Genomic DNA, 16417 nt, shown 5'->3' with positions numbered 1-16417 from the left:
AAGGCTGGGCGATCGGGGCGGCGCGAGCGGCAGGCGCGCTAGAATGAAATGCTTATGTCCCCCCAGGATGCAATCGCTACAGAATGGCTGTTGCTGCTGCTGACCCTGCCCAGCCAGCCCAATGCCGTGCGCCTGCGCACCTGGCGCACGCTGAAGGCGCTCGGCGCGGCTTCGCTGCGCGACGGCGCGTATGTCCTGCCCGCGGAACACGCCGAGCCCTTCGGCAGGATCGCCGACGAGGTGCGATCCCACCAGGGTGCCGCCTGGCTCCTGGGCCTGTCGGCGCGCTCCCCGGCGCAGCAGCAGGAACTCGTCGCGCTGTTCGACCGCAGTGCGGCGTACGCCGAGTGGGAGACCTCGCTGGAGGCGCTGCGGCGGGAGCTCGCGGGTCTCGGCGAGACCGCGGCGCGGCGGCAGTTCCGTGGCATGACGGAGGCCCTGGAGGGCCTGGAGCGGAGCGACTACTTCCCTGGCGCCGCACGCGAGAGGGCCCGCTCGACGCTTGCGCTGCTGCGGCGCGAGATCGACCTGCGCTTCTCGAAGGGGGAGCCGGCGCCGGCCGGGGGCGACATCCCCCGGCGTGACCGCCTGGAGTACGCCGGTCGGCTCTGGGCCACGCGCGCGCGCCCCTGGGTCGACCGCCTCGCCTGCTGCTGGCTGATCCGCCGCTTCATCGATCCCGCCGCGCGCTTCGTCTGGCTGCGCGACGTGGCCGATCTTCCCGACGGCGCGCTCGGCTTCGACTTCGACGGCGCGGCCTTCAGCCATGCCGGCTCCCTCGTCACCTTCGAGACGATGGTCCTCGCCTTCGGACTGCAGGACGACGCGCGCCTGCGCAGGATCGGCGCCACCGTCCACTACCTCGACGTGGGCGGGCTGCCGGTCGCCGAGGCTGCCGGCCTCGAGAACATCCTGTCGGGGCTCAGGACCCTGCATCCCGACGACGACCGACTGATCGACGCGACAGGAGCCGTCTTCGACGCCCTGTACGCCTCCTCCGGAGAACCCGCATGACCCCCGCGCCCCACTCCCCCGACCTGCCGCTGAACGGCGATCCCCCCTCCTCCCCCGGGCGACCGGCCCCGATCACGCTGGCGCAGGCCTTCTGGTTCTGGCTGAAGCTCGGCTTCATCAGCTTCGGCGGGCCGGCCGGGCAGATGGCGATCATGCACAGCGAGCTGGTCGAGCGCCGGCGCTGGATCAGCGAGAAGCGCTTCCTGCACGCGCTCAACTACTGCATGCTGCTGCCCGGCCCCGAGGCGCAGCAGCTCGCCACCTACATCGGCTGGCTGCTGCACCGCACCTGGGGCGGCATCGTCGCGGGCGCGATGTTCGTGCTGCCCTCGCTGTTCATCCTGATCGGGCTGTCCTGGCTCTACGTCGCCTACGGCGAGATGCCGCTCGTGGCGGCCATCTTCTACGGCATCAAGCCGGCCGTGACGGCGATCGTGATGCACGCTGCCTACCGCATCGGCTCGCGGGCGCTGAAGAACGGCTGGCTGTGGGCCATCGCGGCGGCGGCCTTCGTCGCCATCTTCGTGTTCGGCGTCCCGTTCCCGGCCATCGTGCTCGCGGCCGCCCTCGTCGGCCATATCGGCGGCAAGCTCGCGCCGCGGGTGTTCGAGGTGGGCGGGGGGCACGGCGCCAAGGGCGGCAGCTTCGGCCCGGCGCTGATCGACGACGACACCCCGCCGCCGCCGCACGCGCGCTTCAGCCGCGCCCGGCTCGCCCGGGTGCTGCTGGTGGGCGTGGGGCTCTGGGCGGCGGCGATGGCGGCGCTGCTCGCGCTGCAGGGCCTCGGCGGCACGCTGACGCAGATGGGCTGGTTCTTCACGAAGGCGGCGCTGCTGACCTTCGGCGGCGCCTACGCGGTGCTGCCCTACGTCTACCAGGGCGCGGTCGAGCAGCACCAGTGGCTGTCGGCGACGCAGATGATCGACGGCCTCGCGCTCGGCGAGACGACGCCCGGCCCGCTGATCATGGTGGTGGCCTTCGTCGGCTTTGTCGGCGGCTGGATCAAGCAGGTCTTCGGCCCGGACGCGCTGTTCCTCGGCGGCGCGGCGGCGGCCACCGTGGTGACCTTCTTCACCTTCCTGCCCTCCTTCATGTTCGTGCTCATCGGCGGGCCGCTGGTGGAGTCCACGCACGGCAAGCTGCACTTCACCGCGCCGCTGACCGGGATCACCGCCGCGGTGGTCGGCGTGATCCTGAACCTGGCGATGTTCTTCGCCTACCACGTGCTGTGGCCGCAGGGACTGGACGGCCCCTTCGACGCGGTCTCGGCGCTGATCGCGGTGGCGGCGGCCCTTGCGCTCTTCCGCTTCAAGGTGGGCGTGATGCCGCTGCTCGGCGCCTGCGCGCTCGCCGGCCTCGCCATCACCTTCGGCAGGCCGCTGCTCGGCTGACGGCCGCGAGGCGACGCGGCGCGGCCGGAAACCGCGCGCGAGGCGCCCGCCCCCCGACCGGGCGCCGCGCACGCTACCCGGCGGGCGCCTCCGCCGGCGCCTGGCCGGCGACGGCATCGGTCCCGGCGCGGCGGGCCATCACCTTGTCGATCCTCCTGCCGTCCATGTCGACGATCTCGAAGCGCCACCCTTCCCATTCCACGGTGTCGGCGAGCCGGGGCAGTCGGCCGGTCAGCAGCATCAGCATGCCGCTGAGCGTCTGGTAGCGGCCCCGCTCCTCCTCGGGGACCGTGGCGAGGCCGAGCCGGTCCTTCAGCTCCGGCACCGGGATGTGGCCGTCGAGCAGCCAGGAGCCGTCCTCGCGCTGCACCGCCCAGGATGTGGCGGGATTGCGCGGCTGGAACTCGCCGGTGATGGCCTCGATCAGGTCCTGCAGCGTCACCAGGCCCTGGACCTCGCCGTACTCGTCGATCACGAAGGCCATCTGCGCCCCTGAGGCCCGGAAGTTGTCGAGCAGCTCCATGCCGGTCAGCGTCTCGGGGATGTAGAGCGGCGGCTCGAGCTTGTCGTCCAGCGCCGGCTGCTGGCCGCGCGCCGTCTGCGACAGCAGCCGGCGCGCGTTGACGACGCCGATGATGTTGTCCGGCTCGCCGCGCATGACGGGGAAGCGCGCGTGGTCGCACTGCTCGATGCGCGCAAGGTTGAGCTCGAAGGGCGCGTCCGCGTCGAGGTAGACGATGTCGTTGCGCGGCACCATCAGCGAACTGATCTGCCGGTCGTCGAGCCGGAACAGGTTGCGCACCATCGTGTGCTCGTGCGACTCGATCACGCCGGCGCTCGTGCCCTCGGCCAGCACCTCGTGGATCTCCTCCTCGGTGACCGTCGCGGCGGTGCTCCGGTTCGCGCCGAGCAGGCCCAGCAGCGCGTTGGTCGATCCTGCCAGCAGGCGCACGAAGGGCTGGGTGAGCATCGCCAGCCAGGCGATGGGACGCGCCACGAGCCGGGCCACCGCCTCCGGGTTGTTCTGCCCGAGCCGCTTGGGCACCAGCTCGCCCAGCACGATCGACGCGTAGGTGATCACGACCACCACCAGCCCGGTGCCGGCATAGCCGGCATAGGGCTCCCGCAGCCCGTGCTCCGTCAGCCAGCGGGCGAGCGGCCCGGCCAGCGCCGACTCGCCGACGATGCCGTTGAGGATGCTGATCGACGTGATGCCGATCTGGACGGTGGACAGGAAGCGGGTCGGGTCCCTGCCCATCTCGAGCGCGGCGGCCGCCCCCGGGTCGCCCTCGTCGATGCGCTTCTGCAGGCGGGCCTTGCGCGCGGTGACGAGCGCGATCTCCGACATCGCGAATGCGCCGTTGAGCAGGATGAGGGCGACGAGTAGGGCGATTTCCATGTTCGGATGCGGGCGCGGCCACGGGCCGAGGGTCTCCCCCTGACGGGGCACATCCTCCGGCACGCTGCGGCTCCAGTCGCCGACCCGCCGCTCCGGGGACCCCGTTGCCGGGCAAGGACCGGGCCCGGCCCGGCGCCGTCCTACGATTCGGCAGCGGCGGTGGCGGTGCGGCAGGGCTCGAAGCGCGCCAGCAGCTCGTGGACGGCGCGCCCGACCGAGGCGTGCCCGGTGTCGATCACGTCGTGCGCGGTCTCGCGATAGAGCCGGTCGCGCTGCCGGAACAGCTCCCGCAGGCGCTGCAGCGGATCCGCGACCTGCAGCAGCGGCCGCCGCGTGTCTTGGCGCAGGCGCCTGAACAGGGCCTCGGGCGTCGCGTGCAGGTACACGACCGTGCCGGCCGCCTTGAGCCGCTCGCGGTTGGCGGCCCGCAGCACCGTGCCACCGCCGGTGGCGAGCACGCAGGCGGCGCCGCCTGCGAGCTCGGCGACGACCCGCTGCTCCAGCTCGCGGAAGGCGTCCTCGCCCTGCGCTTCGAAGAAGTCGCGGATCGAGCCGCCGATGTAGCGCTCGATCTCGCAGTCGCTGTCGTGGAAGGGCAGGCCGAGCTCGCGCGCGAGGCGCCGCCCAATGGAGGTCTTGCCGGCGCCCGGCATGCCGACCAGGCTGATGTGGGTTGGATACATGGACACGGGAGAGCTGCGGGCGACAGGCGCCGCGGGGCATGGCGTGCCCCGCGACTTGCGCCGCGGAACCCTCCATTCTGCCCCGGCCGGCGACGGAACCGGGCCGGCGGGATGCGGCCGGCCCAGGCTTCGCGGCAAGCCGCCCCCGGCGCCGGGGGGACGACGCCGGGAGGGCGGGACGCGGAAGATCGCCGGCTCAGGCGCCGGCTTCCTCGACCCTGAGGACGCCGCGGCGCAGCTGGTCGCGCTCCATCGACTCGAACAGCGCCTTGAAGTTGCCCTCGCCGAAGCCGTCGTCGCCCTTGCGCTGGATGAACTCGAAGAACACCGGGCCGAGCAGCGCCTGCGAGAAGATCTGCAGCAGCAGCCGCTTGCCGCCGCCCTCGGTGCTGCCGTCGAGCAGGATGCCGCGCGCCTTGAGCTCGTTCACGTTCTCCCCGTGCCCGGGCAGCCGCTCCTGGAGCATCTCGTAGTAGACGTCGTTGGGCGCCGTCATCACCGGGATGCCGGCCATCTGCAGCCGGTCCACGCTCGCGATCAGGTCGTCGGTGAGCAGCGCGATGTGCTGGATGCCCTCGCCGTTGAACTGCATCAGGAACTCCTCGATCTGCCCCGAGCCCTTCTTCGACTCCTCGTTGAGCGGGATGCGGATCTGGCCGTCGGGCGCCGTCATCGCCTTGGACGTCAGCCCCGTGTACTCGCCCTGGATGTCGAAGTAGCGGATCTCGCGGAAGTTGAAGATGCGCTCGTAGAAGTCGGCCCAGTACTTCATGCGGCCGCGGTAGACGTTGTGCGTGAGGTGGTCCACCACCTTGAAGCCGTGGCCCACGGGGTGGCGCTCGACGCCGGGCAGGAACTCGAAGTCGATGTCGTAGATGGACTTGCCGTCCTCGAAGCGGTCGATCAGGTAGAGCGGCGCGCCGCCGATGCCCTTGATCGCGGGCAGGCGCAGCTCCATCGGACCGGTGGGGATCTCCACCGGCTGCGCGCCGAGCTCGAGCGCGCGCGCATACGCCTTGTGCGAGTCGCGCACGCGGAAGGCCAGCCCGCAGGCCGAGGGGCCGTGCTCGGCGGCGAAGTAGGACGCGAGGCTGTGGGGCTCGCGGTTGACGATGAAGTTGATGTCGCCCTGGCGGTAGAGCGAGACGTCCTTCGAGCGGTGGCGGGCCACCTCGGTGAAGCCCATCTTCTCGAAGATCGGCTCGAGGACGCCGGGCGTGTGGGATGCGAACTCGACGAACTCGAATCCCATGAGTCCCATCGGGTTGTCGAAAAGGTCAGCCATGGCTGTGCTCCGGATCGGTATCGGTGGATCGGTGATTGGGTCGGACGAAACGAAAAAGGCTTCATCGACCCGCCGGAGGGGCACAGGCGAGGCCGCGCACGCTGCGTGCGAGATGGTCTCCCATGAACAGGAGGCTGCCGCGGGGCGTGGATCGGCGCATGCGCATCGTCATGGGTGGACGAGCCCGTGCCGCGCGCCGCACGGGGCGCAGTCGGGATCCCCGGCCGGCATGCAGGCAGGGCGGGCAGGCGTCGTCTTGGCGGAAGCGATCACCCGGGGAGTATCGGCCATCGGCCGCGATCCTTCCTTCGGGGAAAACGAAGGACCCGGCGAAGGACCCGGGCGCGCGCCCACGTCACGGCAAGCCGGCGCGGGCAAGGCGCCGCGCGGAAGGCTCGCACCGGGAAGGAGCGGCTGGCGCGATGCGCGGCTCAGCCTTGCGCGGGGCAGCCCGCGCAGCGGCCCGGGACGGCCCGGGGGCGCAGCGTCCTGCCCCCCGCCATCGCCAGCAGGAGCGAGAAGACGACCACGGTGAAGAGCCCTGCCGTCAGCGAGCTCCGCTGCGCGATGAAGCCGATCACCGGCGGCCCGGCCATGAAGCCGACGTAGCCGACCGAGGACACCGCGGCGATGCCGTGCGCCGCGGAGATGCCGGGCAGGCGCGACGCGGCGCTGAACAGCACCGGGATCACGTTGGCGAGGCCGAGGCCGACGAGCGCGAAGCACGCCAGCGCGAGAACCGGATGCCGGCCGAGCAGCGCGACCGCCATGCCGCAGGCCGCGAGCAGCGCACTGGCCGTCATCAGCCGGTGCGCCGGCCAGCGGCTGCGCGCCCAGTCCCCGACGAGGCGCGCCAAGCCCATCGCGACCGAGAAGCTGGCGTAGCCGAGCGCGGCCAGCGCCGGTGCGCTGCCGAGCTCGCTCTCGAGATAGAGCACGGACCAGTCGTACATCGCCCCTTCGGCCACCAGCCCGAGCGCGGCCAGCAGGCCGAGCGTCCACAGCACGCCGCGCGCCGCACCGGGAGCCTCCCTGCCCGCGGCGGACGCGTCCTGCGCCGGCGGGAGCGGAAGCGACACCCGCGCGGCGTGGCACCACAAGGCAGCGCATGCGGCGAGCGCGACGGCGGCGAGATGCGCGGTTGGCGGGGCGTCGAGCCCGAGCCAGGCGCTGCCGAAGGCGGCGCCGGCCATGCCCCCGAAGCTGAACAACGCGTGGAAGCGGCTCATCAGGCTGCGGCCGCTGGCGTGCTCGAGCGCCGAGCCGCCCGCGTTCATCGCCACGTCGAACACGCTGCCGGCCAGGCCGAAGACTCCCATCGTCAGCAGCAGCACCGGCCATGAGGCGCTGGCCAGCAGCGCCGCGAGGGCCAGCGCCGCCACCGTGCCCGTGAGCAAGGCGACGCGCTGCGGCCCGAAGCGGCCGACCCAGCGGCCGGCGAAGGCGAGGCCGCACAGCGCGCCGACGCCGGCGGCGAGCATCGTCAGCGCCAGCGCCTGCTCGTCGAGCCCGTAGTGGCGCCGTACGGTCGGCACGTGCACGCCCCAGGTCGCGAACAGGAAGCCGCTGATGAAGAACTGCAGGCGCACGGCCCGGACCGGCCGGGCGAAGGAGGAAGGCATGTGGGGAGGGCGAGGCGTCGTGGCAGAAGCCGCCGCAGTCTAGGGCGGCGGCAATGTGCCCGGCCGACGCAGGTCTATCGGGGCCGCTCCCGGGCGCAGCCCCGCCCCGCGCGTCGTGCCGCCCGCTCAGCGCGGCAGGCGCCGCTCGTAGTCGCCGATGCGGGAGAGCAGCTGGTCCTGCTCGGGCAGCCGGCCCTCGGGCGTGAGCTGGTCGACCACCTCGGGAAGCAGCTGCGACAGTCCCATCCGCGCCTCGTCCTCGCTGACGCCGGCCCGGGTGGCGATCTCCGAGATCTGCCCGGGCCCGAACACCTCGGACAGGGCCTGCGGGGGCAGGGGCTGGTTCGCGCCGGTGCCGACCCAGGAGTTCGCATGCTGGCCGTAGCCGCTGCGGGAGAACTGCTCGAGCAGGCCGCCGAGGCCCCCGAGGCCGCCCAGTCCCCCCATGCTCCCGCCCAAGCCGCCCAGGCCTGCGCCCGTGCCGCCGCCCCAGCCGGGGGCCATGCCGCCGCCGGCGCCGCCGTGCTGCCGGTTCGCCAGCATGCTCAGCACGACGGGCAGCAAGGCCATCAGCACGTGGCTCGTGCCACCGCCCGCGGGTGCCTGTCCCATCGGCGCACCGCCGCCCGGGAAACCACCGCCCGGTACACCGCCTCCGGCGGCGCCGCCGGCGAGTCCCCCCAGAATCTGATCGAGCAAGCCCATGGCTACGGTCCTCTCAAGATGGTTGGTCGGCAATCGTGCAATCGCCGTACCCGGCGCCGGACCGCCTGCACGCGCCGCCCTTCAGGTCTCGATGCCCCCGGGGCGCATCGCCGGCCCGAGCGCCTGAACCTGCCGCCGCAGTTCGTCGCGCATCTGCGCCGTCGCTGCCGACAGCGTGCCGTGGCGGCGGCGGTAGACGGCGAAGTGCCGCACCGTGCAGGCGCCCTCGACTGGCAGCACGTCGATCGTGCCGCGCAGGCCCTGCTGCTCGCCGAGCAGCAGCCGGGGCATCCAGCCGAGGAAGCCGCCGCCCGCGACCAGCGCACGCAGCGCGTTGATCGAGCGCGCCTCGGCGGCCACCGGGGGCGGAACGAGCCCCTGCGCCAGGAAGAGCTGGTGCCATTCCTCGCGGGGTCCCATGCGGCGCGGCGGCAGCGCCCAGCGCTGGCCCTCCAGGTCGGCGAGCCGCAGCGGCCCGCGCCCTCGCAGCGGATGATCGACCGCCGCGACGACGTGGCAGCCCTCCTGCCACTCGCTCTCGGAGACGAGCGCCAGCTCCGCGGTCTCCGGCATCGAGAAGCAGATCGCCAGGTCGATCTCACCCTTGGCGAGCCACAGCGCGAGCTCGTCCGACAGGCCCTCGACGATGCGCACCTGCAGCCCCGGCCACTGCGCGAGCAGCCGCTCGATGGCGCGCGGCAGGAAGCTCTCGACCGCGCTCGACACCGCGCCGACCCGCACGACGCCCTTCTCGAGCCCGCGCATCGCGTTGAGCTCGCGCACCGCGTTCTCCGACTCGGCCAGCAGCAGGCTGGCGTAGGGCTCGAGCGCGCTGCCGTACTCGGTGAGCGTCATGCCACCGGCATGGCGCTCGAACAGCGGCACGTCGAGCTGCTCCTCGAGCCGCTTGAGGATGCGCGTCAGCGCCGGCTGCGTCAGCTTCAGCGCCTCGGCGGCGCGGCCGAGCGAGCCGTGTTCGACGATGGCCTTGAAGGCCCGGAGTTCTCGCAGGTTCAGCAGCATGGGGGACGGGAGAGCGGCCGCGCCGCGGCGGCCGGCGCGGGCATTGTGCGGCACGCCGCCGCGGCCCCCGCCTGCTGTCTCCGAATCGTCGTAACGCGATCCTCCTCCCCGGCTGGCGGCGGGAGCGCCGCTCGCTTCCCGGGGCGGCACGAAGGGGCGAGGGAACCGTTCTTGCTCGGACCCCCTTCAGGGGGCCGGGCGGCAAGGCCCGCCTCCTGCATCGCGGCGGACGAGTCGCAGAAGGCATTGCCCGTCCGCCCTCACCCTGGAAGCCACCTCCGATGACCGCAGAAGATCTCACAGGGGCCATTGGCAAGCACAGACGCGAACTGGTGTTGCGGCCCGCGTCCGTGCTGCTGGCGCTCGGCCTGCTGGCTTACTGCCCACCCCCGCATGCCGCCCCGCGCCATGTCATGCAGGCGCGCAGCGGCTTCTACGACCTGCTGAACGCGGCCCTCGCCCGGGGCTTGACCTTTGCCAAGGCGGCGGACCTGATCGACTCGCTCTCGGCGGCGGGATCCACCCCGCATGCCCGGCGTGTCTGCGAGGAGATCGTCGACAAGGCGGGACCCGAGGCGGTTCATTGCGCGCTCGCGCAGTTGCGGAAGCTCGAATCGCGCTGAGCCTGCGGGCCTTCGGCCGGTTCCCGCCTCCGGGAGATCCGCGCGAGGCAGGACCGACCCGGCCGCAGCGCCGGCAGCCGCACTCGCTTACCTTGCTTGCACGCCTGCAAAGCTCTCGGGGTCAAGCTTGCGGCAGCGCGGCCGTTCTCCTGCCTTTGCCTGCCTGGAGATGGAGTCGATGATCGATCGCGTGCGTGCCTCCCGTCAGCCCTCGGACCAGGAGCCGGGCGCGGCTCTCGACCACCGCGTCGCGATCGGGGCGCGGGAATCCAGCATTCGCAACTGCCTGCTCGACCTGCTGGAGCAGGTGCCGGACGGAGACAGCGACGGGGCACTCTCGCAGCTTCGCCGCTGCGGGCTGGAGATCGATCTCTACGAGGCGCTCATCCGTGGCGGATTCATCCCGGGACAGGTCGATCGGGAAGGCCATCTGCTGAAATGCGACCTCCCGGCCGCCCGCGCCTACGTGCGGCGGCTCCTCGAAACCCTGGGGAGCAGATAGGGCCCCGGATTTCTCTCCGGGACTTCCTTGCCGGCGGTCCCGGCCGCACTCAGAGCTTGTCGATCTTGCGCTTGACGCTTTCCTTGGCGTCGCCGACCTTGCCCTGCATCTTCCCGCTCATCTGGTCGGCCTTGCCTTCCCCGCGCATCTCGCGGTCACCGGTCGCCTTGCCGGTCACCTCCTTGGCCTTGCCCTTGGCCTGATCGAGGCGCCCCTTCATCTGGTCCTTGTTCATGGTGAACTCCTGGCAGAAATGGGTGAGACGGATGCTGCGGCCTGTCGGGCCGCAACTCCCGACAGAACCGCTGCAATCCGCATGCCCGCGCCTGGAAAAACCTGTGAAGCGGACCTCCTCGATGCCGGGCCGCGCCGCCCTCGGCATGCCGAGGGCGCCGAACGTCAGACCGCCGTTCGCGGCCCTGACCCTTGCCCGCCCAGGCCTTGCGGCGACCGGGCTCTACCGGGCCGGGGGGCCCATTCCCGCAGCAGTTTCTCGATCTCCCGATCGAGCGCGACGTGCCCCATGGACGAGCAGGAAGTCGACAGCCCGATGCGGGCCGCCAGCAGCCAAGCCGCCGATTCCACTTCGCTCCAGCGCGCGGAAGGGGAGGTCTCCCGCAGGGCCTCCATCACGCAATTCCTGGCCAAGGCCGAGGCCTGCAGTTCCTCCGCAGCCCTCCAAGACTCCTGTAGCACCGCCATGGCTGCCCCTCCCTGTTCAAGCGCCGATGGCCGGATCCTAGGGACGGGCCGGGGCACTCCCACCCCTTCATTCAGGTGAGCGGAGCGACGCCCGGGGGATCTTCGTGGACTGCATCACGCTCCGGCGCACGCGGGGCGATCACCTCGCGCTGAAGTTCGGCAATGCGGCGGTCGATCTCCTGCCCGGCGCGCGGCGCAGGAGGGGCCTGTGCGGGTGCGGTCCTCCAACCTGCCGGGGATGACGGGGCTCCCGAGACCGCTCGGCCTGCGGGCCGATGGCAGGAAGTGCCCGGAGGTGCAATGCGAATCGCGGGGGACGCCCGCTGCGCCCTCCCCCGGCAAGCCCGGGGTCTCGTGCGGCTCGCAGCCCATCGGGCAGCCCACCTTCGCAAGTTGTCGCGGGTGGTGGCGAGGCGATGAGCCGGCACGAGGTGGGTCACGCAGAACCGGCGCGCGAAACGTCCCGGCGAGCCTTTCGGCCCCCGGGGCAATCGGAGGGATTCGCCGGAGCCGGGCAGCGGCGGTGCCGCGCCCTTGCGGCTTGCAGGGCTAGCCGGGCTTGTTCGCCTTCGCGTCCTGGCGCTGCTGCCAGGCCTGCAAGTCGGCGAGATAGCGCCGCCGCGCCTCGTTGTAGAGGTCGAAGACGCAGGGGTCGCAGCCGCTGCCGCAGCACTCGTTGTCGCCGGGCGGCACCGGCTCGAGCGGCGGCGGATCGTCGTCGCTGTCGGGAGGGCTCATGCTCATGTCAGGGCTCCGCGCGAGCGGCTCGCGGCGGCGGGACGCAGGGCCGCCCCGCCGCCGTGGCTCCTCACTGCTCGGCGAAGGCGCGCTCGATGACGAAGTCGCCCGGGCGCGTGGTGTTGCCTTCCTTGAAGCCGCGGTGCTCGAGCATGTGCTTGAGGTCGCGCAGCATCGCGGGGCTGCCGCAGATCATCACGCGGTCGTTGGCCGGGTCGATCACCGGGACCTTCAGGTCCTCGAACAGCTTGCCGTTCTCGATCAGCTCGGTCACGCGCCCCATGTTGCGGTAGGGCTCGCGCGTCACGGTCGGGTAGTACAGCAGCTTGCCCTTGACGAACTCGCCGAGGAACTCGTGCTGCGGCAGGTGCTCGACCACCAGGTCGTGGTAGGCCAGCTCGTCGGCCTGGCGCACGCCGTGCACCAGCACGACCTGCTCGAACTTCTCGTAGGTCTCCGGGTCGCGGATGATGCTCATGAAGGGCGCGAGGCCGGTGCCGGTGGACAGCAGGTACAGGCGCTTGCCGGGCAGCAGGTAGTCGATCAGCAGCGTGCCGGTGGGCTTGCGGCCGACGATGATGGTGTCGCCCACCTTGATGTGCTGCAGGCGCGAGGTCAGCGGGCCGTCGGGCACCTTGATGCTCAAGAACTCGAGGTGCTCCTCGTAGTTGGCGCTGACGATGCTGTAGGCGCGCAGCAGCGGCTTGCCGTCCACCCGCAAACCGATCATCGTGAAGTGACCGTTGCTGAAGCGCAGCGACTGGTCCCGGGTGGTCGTGAAGGTGAACAGGCGGTCCGTCCAGTGATGAACACTCAGGACGCGCTCCTCGTTGAAGGCGCTCATAAGCTCGTTTGTCGAAAGCAGTGGGAAATCGGTGGGCCGCCGGCCCGCCGGAAGGCGTGCCGCGCCGCAGAACCCGCTATTGTCCCTCTTTCTGCGCGACCCCTCCCTTGGGGAGGCGCAATAGGGCCTGTCCCGTAGTGCCGGCGAGGCCGCCAACGAGGGCGCGGCCACCGTCCCGAGGGCGCCGCGAGCGCGAGGCGCGGCGGGGTATCCTGCTCGCCTGCGAACCCGCAAGGACACGGACATGCGCATCTTCGATGCCGCCCAGACCCGCGAGGCGCTGCCCTTCGAGCGGCTGATCCCCGCGCTGCGCGAGCTGTTCGCCCAGGGGTGCGAGGTGCCGGCGCGGCACGTGCACGAGATCCCGGTGCCGGGCGGCGGCGCGGTGACCTCGCTGCTGATGCCCGCCTGGCTGCCGGGCCGGGCCTACGCCGTCAAGATCGTGAACATCGCCCCCGGCAACGCGGCGCTGGGACTGCCCGGGCTGCACTCCACCGTCGTGCTGCACGACGCCCGCACCGGCGCGCCGACCGCGCTGCTCGACGGCGACGAGATCACCTCGCGCCGCACCGCGGCGGCCTCCGCGCTCGCGGCCTCGTGGCTCGCGCGGGAGGACGCCGCCCACCTGCTCGTCGTCGGCGCCGGGCGCGTGGCCCGGCTGCTGCCGGCGGCCTACCGCGTGGTGCGACCGATCCGGCGCGTGTCGGTGTGGGCCCGCAGCGCGGCGGCGGCGCAGGCGCTGGCCGACGACTTGCGCGGCCAGGGCTTCGACGCGCAGGCTGCCACGCGGCTCGGCGACGCAGCGGCTACTGCCGACGTCGTCAGCTGCGCCACGCTCGCGAGCGAGCCGCTGGTGCTCGGCCGCTGGCTGCGCCCGGGCAGCCACCTGGACCTGATCGGCAGCTTCACGCCCGCGATGCGCGAGGCCGACGACGACTGCTTCCGCGGCGCGCGGCTCTACGTCGACACCGGGGAGGCGCTGGTCAAGAGCGGCGAGCTGCTCGGGCCGATGGCGCGCGGCGTGTTCGCTGCCGGCGACGTGCAGGGCACGCTCGCCGCGCTGTGCCGCGGGCAGGCGCCGGGCCGGCGCGACGCCGCCGAGCGCACCGTCTTCAAGTCGGTCGGCAACGCGCTGGAGGACCTGGCCGCGGCGATGCTGGTGGCGGGGGATCCGACCGATCCCGCCGCAACCTAGGCGCCGCGCCAACGCCGGGCGCGTGCCCGGGCCCCGCAATCGGCGGCTCAAGCTCCCGCCACCACGTCCGGCCGATCGATGCTCGCTTCACGAGCAGTCCCGACCACCCCTGTCTGAAAAGGTTCCGGGGCTGTCGTGAGCCGCAGTCCGAGGCCCACCGAGCCGCGTTCCCTCTGCCGCACCGCGTGAATTAATACCGCGGAAATATTCCACACATTTTCCTGCCGCACCGCACACCAAGCAGGCGCGTCCTCGGCATTAATTCTCGATTTGCAGCCAAAAAATCGCCGGCTTGAAACCAACCGTTAACCGCCTTCACAGAGAAATCTTTCCGTCTGGTTTCATGTTCTTACGGCTGGAGGAGTAAAACCCACAGAATTCATTCTCGTCGCAAGCCAGCCCCTCGGAAGCCGGTTTTCCTTGCAGTCGTCCGGACGCCTTGCCGGCGATCCGCCACGGGAATTCGCACTGAAGGTCGCGGGATGCAGACCGGAGAATCCCGACAAATCGATTTTCAATATTCAAATGAAGAATCAAAAGACACCCTTGCTGTATGCGTTTTTTCTGCTACTTCTGAGCGGTTGCGGTGGTGGTGGCGAGGAGGCCTCGACAGGTCCGGATATGGCGAACATGTCCGCGCAGGAGGCAAATGAAGCGCCGATGAGAAAGAAGCCAAAACCGGCTCCTGCTCCTGCTCCTGCTCCTGCTCCTGCTCCTGCTCCTGCTCCTGCTCCTGCTCCCGCTCCCGCTCCTGCTCCTGCTCCTGCTCCCGCTCCTGCTCCCGCTCCGGCCCCTGCTCCGGCCCCCACGAAATGGCAGCCGCAGGTCAGCGATACATGGCAATGGCAACTCAGCGGCCCCATCAACACGTCGTACAACGTTCGCATGTACGACATCGATCTGTTTGACACGCCCAAGTCCACGATCGACGGATTGAAAAGCAGGGGTATTGCCGTTGTCTGCTACTTCTCGGCCGGAAGCTCCGAAAACTGGCGGCCGGACTATCCTCGTTTCACCTCCCTCGATCAAGGAAACGCACTGTCCGGCTGGGCGGGAGAGCGTTGGCTGGATACCCGCTCCACCAATGTTCGAGAAATCATGAAAGCTCGACTGGACCTGGCTGTGAGCAAGGGCTGTGACGGCGTGGAACCGGACAACATGGACGCCTACGTCAACAATCCCGGCTTCCCCTTGACGAGCAACACGCAGATCAACTACGCACAATTCATCGCCGCAGAAGCACGGGCGAGAGGACTGAAGGTGGCGCTGAAGAATGCGGTGGAACTGGTCAATCAACTCGAGCCGCATTTCGACTTCGCGGTCAACGAGCAATGCCACCAGTACAACGAGTGCAATAGCTACAGCGTTTTCATATCCAAAGGAAAGCCGGTATTCAATGCAGAATACTCCAGCATATATGTGACGGATGCCACCCGGCGAGCTCAACTGTGTGCTATCAGCCGGTCTATCGGCATCAGGTCCCTGATATTGCCGCTGGATCTGAATGGAGCTTTCCGGTACAGCTGCGATTGAAGCGTCGCTTCAGCACCACGCTTGAACGAGGCTGAAGAACCGCGCCACGAAGCGTGGATGCCGGGCACGGCGACAGGGGATGCCACCGCTGTCGCCGTGCCTGCCGGCACTTCCTGTCGTCACGAGCGGTCATGACCGCCTCCCTTCAGCCGGGTTCCCGGGCTAGGGTTGGCGACATCAGGCCGTTCGACCCTCTGCGCAGCCTCGGTGGGGAAAAGCTCGTCACGAGCACGCGGCATCCCGCCCCGCCTCCTCGCCCTTCACGTGCTCCGACAGGAATTCCGCGAAGCTGTCCGCCGCCGGCGACAGCGAGCGGCCCGCCGGCATGTAGAGACAAACCTCCCGATAGAAGACCGGCTCGACCAGCGCACGCATCTCGAGGCCGAAGGCGCGCACGAGCGGCGCCGCGTAGGTCGGGCAGACCGTCACGCCGAGCCCGGCCTGCACCATGCCGAGCGCAGTGCTCATGTAGGAGGCCTCGTGCACCGGCTGCACCTCGAGGCCGGGCTCGTGCGCGGCGAGTTCCGGCATCACGCGGCGCATGAAGTCGCGCGTCGGCGCGATCAGCGGGTGCGGCGCCAGCTCGCGCCAGCACACGCTCTCCCCGCGCGCCAGCGCATGCCCGGGCGGACAGATCAGCCAGTGCCGGTCGCGCACCAGCGGCTCGCGCCTCACCTCGCCCTCGGTCACCAGGTCCGGCCCCACCGCGAGGTCGGCCTCGCCGTCCTGCAGCCGCGCGAGCATCTGCTCCGGCGCGGTGTCGGCGAGCCGCACCCGGATCTCCGGAAAGCGTCGCGCATAGGCGGCGATCACGCGCGGCATCAGCGTGCAGGCCATCAGCTGCGGGGCGGCGATACGCACCGAGCCGCGCTTCTTGTCGCGCAGCTGCGCGACGCCCTCCACCGCGGCCTCGAGCTCCCTGAGCAGCCGCCGCACCTGCGGCTCGAACTCGCGCCCCGCGTCCGACAGCCGCACCTGCCGGGTGTGGCGGTCGAGCAGCCGCACGCCGAGCTCGCGCTCGAGCTCGCGCACCAGCACGCTCAGCGCCGACTGGGTCAGGTGCAGGCGGCGCGCCGCCTCGGTGAAGCTGCCCGCCTCGGCCACCGCGACGAAGGCACGCAACTGGCGCAGGCTCGGATTCATGAGGTCACCTCATGG

Annotated in this window: 16 protein-coding genes; 6 read left to right on the top strand and 10 right to left on the bottom strand. The window is 70.9% G+C overall.

The window, feature by feature from the left end; genetic code table 11:
• The first annotated feature begins 90 nt into the window (after nucleotides 1-90).
• Entirely contained in the window at nucleotides 91-1014 is a 924-nt protein-coding gene (locus D3A59_RS06465) for a chromate resistance protein ChrB domain-containing protein (RefSeq protein ID WP_240635968.1), read from the top strand.
• A complete protein-coding gene (gene chrA / locus D3A59_RS06460; RefSeq protein ID WP_119154080.1) occupies nucleotides 1011-2405 on the top strand; it encodes a chromate efflux transporter in 1395 nt (464 codons plus the stop codon). The genes D3A59_RS06465 and chrA overlap by 4 nt, the downstream gene beginning before the upstream one ends.
• Before the next feature lie 73 nt (nucleotides 2406-2478).
• Here chrA and D3A59_RS06455 read toward each other — a convergent pair whose 3' ends face one another.
• The 6 genes from D3A59_RS06455 to D3A59_RS06430 all read right to left on the bottom strand — a co-directional run bounded on the left by D3A59_RS06455 (nucleotide 2479) and on the right by D3A59_RS06430 (nucleotide 9122).
• Complete coding sequence (locus D3A59_RS06455; protein WP_119154079.1) at nucleotides 2479-3804, bottom strand: hemolysin family protein; 1326 nt, start codon at nucleotides 3802-3804, stop codon at nucleotides 2479-2481.
• 140 nt (nucleotides 3805-3944) lie between these two features.
• Nucleotides 3945-4487: a shikimate kinase gene (locus D3A59_RS06450; protein WP_240635967.1), complete on the bottom strand. Its 543-nt coding sequence runs from the start codon at nucleotides 4485-4487 to the stop codon at nucleotides 3945-3947.
• 196 nt (nucleotides 4488-4683) lie between these two features.
• Nucleotides 4684-5772: a 4-hydroxyphenylpyruvate dioxygenase gene (hppD, locus tag D3A59_RS06445; RefSeq protein ID WP_119154078.1), complete on the bottom strand. Its 1089-nt coding sequence runs from the start codon at nucleotides 5770-5772 to the stop codon at nucleotides 4684-4686.
• 431 nt (nucleotides 5773-6203) lie between these two features.
• Nucleotides 6204-7394: an MFS transporter gene (locus tag D3A59_RS06440; RefSeq protein ID WP_119154077.1), complete on the bottom strand. Its 1191-nt coding sequence runs from the start codon at nucleotides 7392-7394 to the stop codon at nucleotides 6204-6206.
• A gap of 126 nt (nucleotides 7395-7520) precedes the next feature.
• Complete coding sequence (locus D3A59_RS06435; RefSeq protein WP_240635966.1) at nucleotides 7521-8006, bottom strand: YidB family protein; 486 nt, start codon at nucleotides 8004-8006, stop codon at nucleotides 7521-7523.
• 174 nt (nucleotides 8007-8180) lie between these two features.
• Nucleotides 8181-9122, bottom strand: coding sequence for a LysR family transcriptional regulator (locus D3A59_RS06430; protein WP_119154075.1), 942 nt, complete (start codon nucleotides 9120-9122; stop codon nucleotides 8181-8183).
• 281 nt (nucleotides 9123-9403) lie between these two features.
• On the opposite strand from D3A59_RS06430, the gene D3A59_RS06425 reads away from it, so the two are divergent.
• Nucleotides 9404-9745, top strand: a complete 342-nt coding sequence (locus D3A59_RS06425; RefSeq protein ID WP_157991417.1) for a hypothetical protein — start codon at nucleotides 9404-9406, stop codon at nucleotides 9743-9745.
• Between the two features lie 178 nt (nucleotides 9746-9923).
• Entirely contained in the window at nucleotides 9924-10247 is a 324-nt protein-coding gene (locus D3A59_RS06420; RefSeq protein ID WP_119154073.1) for a hypothetical protein, read from the top strand.
• A gap of 49 nt (nucleotides 10248-10296) precedes the next feature.
• Here the strand turns inward: D3A59_RS06420 and D3A59_RS06415 are convergent, their stop codons facing one another.
• From D3A59_RS06415 to D3A59_RS06400, 3 genes are all read right to left on the bottom strand, one after another.
• Nucleotides 10297-10482 (bottom strand): CsbD family protein, encoded by a 186-nt coding sequence (locus tag D3A59_RS06415; RefSeq protein WP_119154072.1) that lies wholly within the window; start codon nucleotides 10480-10482, stop codon nucleotides 10297-10299.
• Between the two features lie 1016 nt (nucleotides 10483-11498).
• Nucleotides 11499-11693: an oxidoreductase-like domain-containing protein gene (locus tag D3A59_RS06405; RefSeq protein WP_119154070.1), complete on the bottom strand. Its 195-nt coding sequence runs from the start codon at nucleotides 11691-11693 to the stop codon at nucleotides 11499-11501.
• A 64-nt stretch (nucleotides 11694-11757) separates the two neighbouring features.
• Nucleotides 11758-12531: a ferredoxin--NADP reductase gene (locus D3A59_RS06400; RefSeq protein ID WP_119154069.1), complete on the bottom strand. Its 774-nt coding sequence runs from the start codon at nucleotides 12529-12531 to the stop codon at nucleotides 11758-11760.
• 244 nt (nucleotides 12532-12775) lie between these two features.
• On the opposite strand from D3A59_RS06400, the gene lhpI reads away from it, so the two are divergent.
• Both lhpI and D3A59_RS06390 read left to right on the top strand, forming a co-directional pair.
• The gene (lhpI, locus tag D3A59_RS06395; protein WP_119154068.1) at nucleotides 12776-13726 is read left to right on the top strand and encodes a bifunctional Delta(1)-pyrroline-2-carboxylate/Delta(1)-piperideine-2-carboxylate reductase; all 951 of its coding nucleotides are present in this window, start codon (nucleotides 12776-12778) and stop codon (nucleotides 13724-13726) included.
• Nucleotides 13727-14251: 525 nt separating this feature from the next.
• Nucleotides 14252-15259, top strand: a complete 1008-nt coding sequence (locus tag D3A59_RS06390; protein WP_240635965.1) for an endo alpha-1,4 polygalactosaminidase — start codon at nucleotides 14252-14254, stop codon at nucleotides 15257-15259.
• Nucleotides 15260-15481: 222 nt separating this feature from the next.
• Here D3A59_RS06390 and D3A59_RS06385 read toward each other — a convergent pair whose 3' ends face one another.
• Nucleotides 15482-16402 (bottom strand): LysR family transcriptional regulator, encoded by a 921-nt coding sequence (locus D3A59_RS06385; protein WP_119154067.1) that lies wholly within the window; start codon nucleotides 16400-16402, stop codon nucleotides 15482-15484.
• Nucleotides 16403-16417 lie beyond the last annotated feature (15 nt).

Origin of the sequence: Caldimonas tepidiphila (assembly GCF_003569765.1) — a bacterium.
In the GTDB taxonomy this organism is placed as follows: Bacteria; Pseudomonadota; Gammaproteobacteria; order Burkholderiales; family Burkholderiaceae_C; genus Caldimonas; species Caldimonas tepidiphila.
The sequence above is the reverse complement of the archived record's forward strand: the minus strand, read 5'-3'. Positions and strand labels throughout refer to the sequence as shown.

Bases quoted from the DNA above. Each gene is read 5' to 3' on its own strand.
- chrA (WP_119154080.1), top strand. From the start codon at position 1,011: ATGACCCCCGCGCCCCACTCCCCCGACCTGCCGCTGAACGGCGATCCC.
- D3A59_RS06455 (WP_119154079.1), bottom strand. From the start codon at position 3,804: ATGGAAATCGCCCTACTCGTCGCCCTCATCCTGCTCAACGGCGCATTC.
- D3A59_RS06450 (WP_240635967.1), bottom strand. From the start codon at position 4,487: ATGTATCCAACCCACATCAGCCTGGTCGGCATGCCGGGCGCCGGCAAG.
- hppD (WP_119154078.1), bottom strand. From the start codon at position 5,772: ATGGCTGACCTTTTCGACAACCCGATGGGACTCATGGGATTCGAGTTC.
- D3A59_RS06440 (WP_119154077.1), bottom strand. From the start codon at position 7,394: ATGCCTTCCTCCTTCGCCCGGCCGGTCCGGGCCGTGCGCCTGCAGTTC.
- D3A59_RS06435 (WP_240635966.1), bottom strand. From the start codon at position 8,006: ATGGGACAGGCACCCGCGGGCGGTGGCACGAGCCACGTGCTGATGGCC.
- D3A59_RS06430 (WP_119154075.1), bottom strand. From the start codon at position 9,122: ATGCTGCTGAACCTGCGAGAACTCCGGGCCTTCAAGGCCATCGTCGAA.
- D3A59_RS06425 (WP_157991417.1), top strand. From the start codon at position 9,404: ATGACCGCAGAAGATCTCACAGGGGCCATTGGCAAGCACAGACGCGAA.
- D3A59_RS06420 (WP_119154073.1), top strand. From the start codon at position 9,924: ATGATCGATCGCGTGCGTGCCTCCCGTCAGCCCTCGGACCAGGAGCCG.
- D3A59_RS06415 (WP_119154072.1), bottom strand. From the start codon at position 10,482: ATGAACAAGGACCAGATGAAGGGGCGCCTCGATCAGGCCAAGGGCAAG.
- D3A59_RS06405 (WP_119154070.1), bottom strand. From the start codon at position 11,693: ATGAGCATGAGCCCTCCCGACAGCGACGACGATCCGCCGCCGCTCGAG.
- D3A59_RS06400 (WP_119154069.1), bottom strand. From the start codon at position 12,531: ATGAGCGCCTTCAACGAGGAGCGCGTCCTGAGTGTTCATCACTGGACG.
- lhpI (WP_119154068.1), top strand. From the start codon at position 12,776: ATGCGCATCTTCGATGCCGCCCAGACCCGCGAGGCGCTGCCCTTCGAG.
- D3A59_RS06390 (WP_240635965.1), top strand. From the start codon at position 14,252: ATGAAGAATCAAAAGACACCCTTGCTGTATGCGTTTTTTCTGCTACTT.
- D3A59_RS06385 (WP_119154067.1), bottom strand. From the start codon at position 16,402: ATGAATCCGAGCCTGCGCCAGTTGCGTGCCTTCGTCGCGGTGGCCGAG.